Origin of the sequence: Rhizobium sp. RCC_161_2, from assembly GCF_041355235.1 — a bacterium.
Taxonomy (GTDB): domain Bacteria; phylum Pseudomonadota; class Alphaproteobacteria; order Rhizobiales; family Rhizobiaceae; genus Rhizobium.
Map to the genome: position 1 here is coordinate 78,140 of NZ_JBFUPL010000017.1, position 7,419 is coordinate 85,558.

The 7,419-nt window shown below is 61.0% G+C and carries 6 protein-coding genes; 4 read left to right on the plus strand and 2 right to left on the minus strand.

Features of this window, described 5'->3' with window-relative positions; all coding sequences use genetic code 11:
* Nucleotides 1–86 precede the first annotated feature (86 nt).
* Genes AB6803_RS29500 through AB6803_RS29515 form a run of 4 tightly spaced genes read left to right on the plus strand, consistent with a single transcriptional unit; the run spans nucleotide 87 to nucleotide 4,943 of the window.
* Nucleotides 87–947 carry a carbohydrate ABC transporter permease gene (locus AB6803_RS29500; RefSeq protein ID WP_371112206.1) on the plus strand — a complete coding sequence of 287 codons (861 nt, stop codon included), beginning with the start codon at nucleotides 87–89 and terminating at the stop codon, nucleotides 945–947.
* Nucleotides 944–1,780 carry a carbohydrate ABC transporter permease gene (locus AB6803_RS29505; RefSeq protein ID WP_371112207.1) on the plus strand — a complete coding sequence of 279 codons (837 nt, stop codon included), beginning with the start codon at nucleotides 944–946 and terminating at the stop codon, nucleotides 1,778–1,780. The genes AB6803_RS29500 and AB6803_RS29505 overlap by 4 nt, the downstream gene beginning before the upstream one ends.
* A gap of 16 nt (nucleotides 1,781–1,796) precedes the next feature.
* Nucleotides 1,797–2,885 (plus strand): ABC transporter ATP-binding protein, encoded by a 1,089-nt coding sequence (locus tag AB6803_RS29510; RefSeq protein ID WP_371112208.1) that lies wholly within the window; start codon nucleotides 1,797–1,799, stop codon nucleotides 2,883–2,885.
* A 54-nt stretch (nucleotides 2,886–2,939) separates the two neighbouring features.
* Nucleotides 2,940–4,943: an aldo/keto reductase gene (locus tag AB6803_RS29515; protein ID WP_371112209.1), complete on the plus strand. Its 2,004-nt coding sequence runs from the start codon at nucleotides 2,940–2,942 to the stop codon at nucleotides 4,941–4,943.
* Between the two features lie 98 nt (nucleotides 4,944–5,041).
* Here the strand turns inward: AB6803_RS29515 and AB6803_RS29520 are convergent, their stop codons facing one another.
* Together AB6803_RS29520 and AB6803_RS29525 are read right to left on the minus strand one after the other, a co-directional pair.
* Nucleotides 5,042–5,575: a methylated-DNA--[protein]-cysteine S-methyltransferase gene (locus AB6803_RS29520; protein ID WP_371112210.1), complete on the minus strand. Its 534-nt coding sequence runs from the start codon at nucleotides 5,573–5,575 to the stop codon at nucleotides 5,042–5,044.
* Nucleotides 5,576–5,768: 193 nt separating this feature from the next.
* Nucleotides 5,769–7,034, minus strand: coding sequence for a flavin monoamine oxidase family protein (locus AB6803_RS29525; RefSeq protein WP_371112211.1), 1,266 nt, complete (start codon nucleotides 7,032–7,034; stop codon nucleotides 5,769–5,771).
* Nucleotides 7,035–7,419 lie beyond the last annotated feature (385 nt).

Genomic DNA, 7,419 nt, shown 5'->3' on the forward strand with positions numbered 1-7,419 from the left:
GCCGCGCCCGGCATCCCCGCCGCCTTTACGGCGGCGGGGATGTGCCTTGCACGTCACCTCATTGAGTAAAAAAGGAGAAGGCTTTCATGCGGTTGCGAAACCGGAGCGCTTACGCGTTCCTTGCGCCCTATCTTCTGGTGTTCGCCGCCTTCTGGATCTGGCCGATCATCGATTCATTCCTGATTTCGTTCCAGAACACACGCGTCAATCCCTGGGTATTCAGCGCGTCGGTCAATTGGGGACGCCTGTTCGGCGACCCGGCCTTCTACAACGCGCTTACGAATACGCTGATCATCCTGGTGATCCAGGTGCCGGTGATGATCTCGCTCGCCACCGTCATGGCGGTGTTGTTGAACTCGCCGCTTCTGAAGGCGCGCGGCCTCTTTCGCTTCGCCTTCTTCGCGCCTGTCGTAGTCGGCGAAGTGGCCTATGCCGCCGTCTTCCGGCTGATGTTCAACCTCGATTTCGGGATCATCAACAAGCTGTTCGGCACGATCGGTATCGCTCCGGTGTCGTGGTTCGCCGATTCGCATGCCGCCATGCTGCTCATTATCATTGCCGTCACCTGGCGCTGGGCCGGCTACAACGCCATCATCATCCTTTCCGGACTGCAATCCATCCCCGAGGATGTCTATGAGGCTGCCACGCTCGATCGCGTCAGCAAAGTCAAGCAATTCATCCACATCACCCTGCCGCTGTTGAAGCCGATCATTCTCTTCTGTGTGGTCCTTTCCGTCATCGGCACGATGCAGCTTTTCACCGAACCGTATCTGATCACCAACCGCGGCGGCCCCGGTGGCGCGACCGAAACGCTCGGCCTACTGCTCTATCGCCAGGGCTTCCAGTCGACCAACTTCGGCTACGCCTCTGCGATCGCTTACACCATGGCGGCACTCGCAGTGGCGATCTCTCTCCTCAATCTCTGGGTGGGGCGCGAACAAAAATGAAATCGAAATCCAAATCCGCTCTGATACGTTCGATCGTGCTGCATGCGCTGTTGATACCGCTCGCCATTATCTGGCTGTTTCCGCTGTGGATGATGTTCATCTTCTCGACCATGCCGGATCACGGCATCTTCAGCCCGGACATCGTTCTGACGCCCTCAACCAGCTTCCTCGACAATGTCCGCAACCTGCAGGCCGATACCAATTTCCTCGGCGCGATGACGATCTCGATCGGCGTCGCGGTGATCTATACCGTCCTCTCGGTTTTCCTGACATCCATGGCCGGATGGGCGCTGGCCCGCTACCGCTTCGTCGGCCAGTCCCTCGTCATCGGCATCATTCTCGGGACGATCACGCTGCCCTATTCGGTCGTCGTCATTCCGCAATTCATCATGGTGGCGAAAAATTTCGGATTGGCGAACACCTGGGTTGCGCTGATCGTGCCGCCGCTGTTCAACTCGCTCGGCGTGCTTTTCATGCGCCAGGCCTTCTCGATGATGCCGGGCGAGCTTTTCGACGCCGCCCGTGTCGAGGGCGTCAAGGAATGGCAGATTTTCCTGCGCATCGCCCTGCCGCTGGCACGGCCGACCATGGCCGCGCTCGCTATCATCTTGTTCCTCGCCTCCTGGAACAACTACCTCTGGCCGCTGCTGATCAACTCCCGGCCGGGCATGATGACGGCGCCGGTGGCACTGGGAACGCTGATCGGCCTCACCAAGGTCTCCTGGGGCGGCATCATGGCCGGGGCGGTCATGCTGACGGCGCCGATCCTCGTCATCTTCGTTCTCCTGCAACGTCATTTCATCGCCGGCATCGCCGCTGGCGCAATCAAGTAATTCCGGGAGCTCCCGTATGGCAGAACTGTCCCTTACCAATGTCGTCAAACGCTATGGTTCGCTGGAAATCATCCACGGCGCCAATCTCGAGGTGAAGGACGGCGAATTCGTCGTCTTCGTCGGACCTTCCGGATGCGGCAAGTCCACGCTGCTGCGCATGATCGCCGGGCTGGAGGATATTACCGGTGGCGAACTGAAGATCGGCGGCCGCGTCGTCAACGATGTCGAGCCGGCCGATCGCGGCATCGCCATGGTCTTCCAATCCTATGCGCTCTATCCGCACCTGACCGTCGAGCAGAACCTCAACTTCGGCCTGCGCATGAATGGCAATCCGAAGGCCGATACCGACCGCCGCGTGAAACAGGCTTCCGAGATCCTGCAGATCACCGAGTTGATGCAGCGCCGGCCAAAGCAGCTCTCCGGCGGCCAGCGCCAGCGTGTTGCCATCGGCCGCGCCATCGTGCGCGAGCCGCAGATCTTCCTGTTCGACGAGCCGCTTTCCAACCTCGATGCCGAACTGCGCGTGCAGATGCGCGTGGAAATCTCGCGCCTTCACAAGAAGCTCGGCACCACCATGATCTACGTGACGCACGACCAGACGGAGGCGATGACGCTCGCCGACAAGATCGTCGTGCTTCGCGGCGGCAATATCGAGCAGATTGGCGCGCCGCTCGATCTCTACGACGATCCGGTCAACCAGTTCGTCGCCGGCTTCGTCGGCTCTCCGAAGATGAATTTCCTGCTGGCCGAGGTCGTCGACAATCAGCCGGGTCGCGTCGCGGTGGTCCTGCGCAACCAGCGTAATGTCCGTTTGACGCTGCCGACCACGACCGCTCGGGTCGAAATCGGCGAGCAGGTGACACTCGGCGTTCGTCCCGAACATTTCCTCGAGGCGGGACGCGGCGATGTTGACATGACCGTCGACGTCGACGTCGCCGAACACCTCGGCAATACCAGCTACATCTACGCCAATGTCGCCGACGGCGAGCAGATCGTGATCGAGCGTGAGGAATCGCGCAATGCCGGCAATCGGGACACGCTGACCGTCGCCCTCTCCGCAGCCAAGACATTCTTGTTCGATAGCGCCGGCAACCGATTGCGATAGGCGCTCACTGCAGCCCTCCCAAGACAGCATGAAGATTGAAGAAAGGATAGTTTCATGAGTACAGACGCACCCATCCGCTGGGGCATCATCGGCCCCGGCACGATCGCCAAAACATTTGCCGACGGCGTTGCCCATTCGCGCGGCGGCAAGCTCGTGGCCATCGCCAGCCGCAACCCCGACAAGCCCGGCCTCGGCGACAACTTCCCCGGCGCACGCATCGTCAATGGTTACGAAGCACTGCTCGCCGACAAGGACGTCGACGCCGTCTATATCGCCACGCCCCATACCGGCCATGCCGAATGGGCGATCAAGGCAATCCGTGCCGGCAAGCATGTCCTCGTCGAAAAGCCGATTGCACTCTCCGCCTATGACGCCGAGGCGATCTATTATGAAGCCAGGAAGGCCGGTGTCTTCGCCGGTGAAGCCTTCATGTATCGTGTGCATCCGCAGACGGCGAAGCTGATCGAACTGGTGAAAAGCGGCGTGATCGGCGACATCCGCATCATCCGCTCCTCCTTCGGCTTCAACATGGGTAGCGTCAGGCCGGAACACCGGCTGTTTGCCAATGAAACCGCCGGCGGCGGCATTCTCGATGTCGGCGGCTATCCTGTGTCGATGGCACGGCTGATTGCCGGTGCTGCCGACGGCAAGTCGTTCCTCGATCCGGACAAGGTCTCGGGCGTCGCCCATCTCGGCCAGACGGGCGTCGACGAATGGGCGTCAGCCGTGCTGAAATTCCCGAACAACATCATCGCCGAAGTTTCCTGCTCGATCATGGCGAACCAGGACAATACGCTGCGCATCATCGGCTCCGAAGGCCGTATCGAAGTCAAGGATTTCTGGTTCGCTTCCGGCCATAAGGGCGGCGTTGGCAAGATCGAACTCATCAAGGGCGGCGAGACGCAAGTCGTCGACGTCAAGGAAGACCGTTGGCTTTATTCCTTCGAAGTCGACGCCGCCGGCGACGCCATCCGCGCCGGAGCCAAGGAATTCGCCTATCCGGGCATCGGCTGGGCCGATTCGATCGGCAATCTGCGCGTTCTCGACCAATGGCGCGCCACCATCGGCCTCGAATACGAGGTTGAAAAGGCGACGCGGCGGACGACGAACATCGCAGGCGCACCCGTCACCAAGGGCAACAGCGTTCCCAAGCGCAGCATTCCCGGCATCGCCAAGCCGGCCTCGATCGTCACGCTCGGCTTCGAATTCTTCCCGAATTTCGCCGCGGCATCGCTGACGCTCGACGCCTTCTACGAGGCCGGAGGCAACGCCTTCGACACCGCCTATGTCTATGGCGGCGGCAAGACCGAGAGCATCTTTGGCGATTGGCACACCAGCCGGAAGGTGCCGCGCGAGGAGATCGTGCTGATCGGCAAGGGCGCCCATTCGCCGCTCTGCTACCCTGATATGATCGCCAAGCAGCTCGACCAGTCGCTCAACCGGTTGAAGACCGACTATGTCGATATCTACTTCATGCATCGCGACAACACGGCCGTTCCGGTCGGCGAATTCGTCGATGCCATGGATGCCGAGGTCAAGGCCGGCCGTATTCGCGGCATCTTCGGCGGTTCCAACTGGACCCGCGCCCGCTTCGACGAGGCGATCGCCTATGCCGAGAAGAACGGCAAGACGGCTCCGGCAGCGCTTTCCAACAACTTCTCGCTGGCCGAAATGCTCGACCCGATCTGGGCCGGTTGCGTCGCCGCCTCCGACGACGACTGGAAGAGCTGGCTGAACGCCAAGCAGATCCCGAACTTTGCCTGGTCGAGCCAGGGCCGCGGCTTCTTCACCGACCGCGCCGGCCGCGACAAGCAGAACGACGAGGAGCTGGTGCGCGTCTGGTACTCCGATCGCAATTTCGGACGCCGCGACCGCGCGATCGAACTGGCACAGAAGCTCGGTCGCAACCCGATCCATATCGCGCTCGCCTATGTCGTCGCCCAGCCCTTCCCGGTCATCCCGCTGATCGGCCCGCGCACGATCGCCGAACTGGAAGACAGCCTCTCGGCGCTCGACATCAAGCTGACGCCGGAACAGGTGAAGTGGCTGGAAGGCTGATACCAGCCGACAACCACGCCGGTTGCCGAGCATAGGGTGAAACGCAAACAGCCCGCTCCTCCAAGGAGCGGGCTGTTTTGTTATTTCGCCTCGTTGGATCAAGCTGCGAAATCGAATGCCTTGGTTTCGGAGCCTTCGAAGCCGAGAAGATAGGTCTTCCGCTCGAGGCCGCCGGCAAACCCTCGCAAATCCCCGGCCGCACCAATGACACGATGGCATGGCGCGATGATGGAGATCGGGTTCCGGCCATTGGCGGCGCCGACCGCGCGGATTGCCTTGGGCGCACCGATCTGCTCGGCAATCTGCGTATAAGAGCGCGTTTCGCCGAAGGGAATGGTGAGCAGCGCCCGCCACACGTTCCTCTGGAACTCCGTGCCGGAAAAATCGAGCGGGAGATCGAAGACCCGTCGTTCGCCGATAAAATATTGCCGCAGCTGCCGCTCGGTTTCCACCAGCACGGGATGGCTGTCATCCTCCGCAATGATGGCCAGGGGCACGCGGCCCGGCCGGTCATTGTCCCAGAGAATCGCCGCCAGGCCCTTGTGGCTGGCGACAAGCTTCAGCTCGCCAACCGGCGACATCATCAGCTTGAAAACATACTCTTGTCGCGCATCATGCACCGTCTTGGCCATATCAATCTCCTCCTGCCTGGGCTGGAACGAATGAGCCTGACGGCACTCCCCGCGTCTTCGGCCCGATCGCGGTGATTCGACTACATCACCAACACTACCAATATGGCCATGGCGACCTGCAATCGCCCACCCGAAAAGCGTTCCCGTCGAACGAAAGCGCACTATTGTGAGGCTGCATTTTTTGCTGATGCGTTCAAGCCATCGTCTTCGCAATAGTCTCCGCAGCGGCAATCCCGGTTTCGTAGGCCCCATGCGCGGTGGAATAGCGCGTCACCGAACAAGCTTCGCCGGCGAAGAACAGGCGCTGATCATGAGGCCCGGCAAGGACCTGCCGCAGATCGGAAGCGCCGGGTACCGCATAGGAATAGGAGCCGCCGACAAAGGGTTCGCTTGCCCAGGTGGACATGACCGCCGGCGACAAGATGTCTTCGACGCTCGTACCGAAGACGCGCTTCAGCTGTTCCACCGAGAAATCGAATGCCGCGCCGATCCCTTCCCGCTCAAGATCATGGGCAAGATCACCGGCGAAATAGGCCTCGATGATCGGGGCGCCGAAAGGCTTCAGCTGGTAGGACCCTGTTCGACCGCTATGATAGGAGCCAAGGAGATGGGCATCGGCCGGAAAGGCCTCCGGCGTCCGCATGCGCAGGAAGAGCTTGTTTGCCAGGCCCAGCGGCAATTGCGAGGCCGCCTCGATCTTGTCCGGAATCGGTGGCCAGAACGTGATTTTTTCCGCTGCGAGAACGTTTGTGGAGACGGCTATGATGACGGCCTTCGCCCTCAACTCGCCCTTCGCGGTCGATAGAACAATATGATTGGCGGCGCTGTGGTCGATGCGGCGAACTTCTGTTCCAGTATGAACAGGAACCGGCGCCGCATAGGTGGCAACGACGGTTCCGTAACCTTGCCGCACCCGCCAATCCGGACCCGGGCCGGGATCGTAGCGGCTTTGATCGATCGCCGAGGATCGGTGCAATTCAGCGCCGGTGAGGAAGGTACCGAGTGCATGGATATACTCATTCCAGGGATCGCCCGCCGCAAGCAACGCAGAGAGTGCCGCGTCCTCCTCGCTGTCATAGGCATGGATCCGCTCGAAAAACTCGTGAGCCGCGATGCGCACCGCTTTGGCGTCGGCCGCATCCCTCTCCAGTTGGTGACCACCCTCACTCCAGGGCGCCGGCGTGCGGTCCACCGTCAGGCCGATCTCCTCGGCGATCCCCGTCCAGGCATTCGTCCTTGCGCCATGCAGCCAGCCGCAGCCGAGGTCGATCACAATGCCGCCGAGTTCGACCGGATGCAGCGTCCGCGCCCGGCCGCCGATACGATCGGAGGCTTCGAGCAGCACAAGCGACAGATCGGGCCGCAGCGCCTGCAGCCGCCGCGCCGCGCCAACGCCCGCAGCTCCCGCGCCAATAATGGCGACATCGACACTACCGCTCGCCAAAGTTTCACCAGACATTCCGTTTCCTCAAGAAGAAGCCGCTTACCTTGCGATCAACCATGTTGATCCTATAGCAGGCACCTGCCCAGGGTATTAAGGGGGAAAATCGACATGAGGTCATGATCGGCATTCATGGGTCAGTCGCTGTGCTTGGGAATTAAAACGCGCCAAATCCCGCTATTTGCGGGCTTTTTTTGATAAGGGAACTTCAGGGAGATTTGGTTATGGTTTCCGGCTTTGCATCTCAGCATCTAAGGTGCGGAAAGCTCGCCATCGAATCTTCGGTCTTTGCGCCGGGGATAGTGATCTTGGAGATGGGGAAGATATTGGTTGCGGGGGCAGGATTTGAACCTGCGGCCTTCAGGTTATGAGCCTGACGAGCTACCGGGCTGCTCCACCCCGC

Excerpts from the sequence above, each read along its gene's own strand:
- AB6803_RS29515 (WP_371112209.1), top strand. The coding sequence starts at position 2,940 with ATGAGTACAGACGCACCCATCCGCTGGGGCATCATCGGCCCCGGCACG.
- AB6803_RS29520 (WP_371112210.1), bottom strand. The coding sequence starts at position 5,575 with ATGGCCAAGACGGTGCATGATGCGCGACAAGAGTATGTTTTCAAGCTG.
- AB6803_RS29510 (WP_371112208.1), top strand. The coding sequence starts at position 1,797 with ATGGCAGAACTGTCCCTTACCAATGTCGTCAAACGCTATGGTTCGCTG.
- AB6803_RS29505 (WP_371112207.1), top strand. The coding sequence starts at position 944 with ATGAAATCGAAATCCAAATCCGCTCTGATACGTTCGATCGTGCTGCAT.
- AB6803_RS29525 (WP_371112211.1), bottom strand. The coding sequence starts at position 7,034 with ATGTCTGGTGAAACTTTGGCGAGCGGTAGTGTCGATGTCGCCATTATT.
- AB6803_RS29500 (WP_371112206.1), top strand. The coding sequence starts at position 87 with ATGCGGTTGCGAAACCGGAGCGCTTACGCGTTCCTTGCGCCCTATCTT.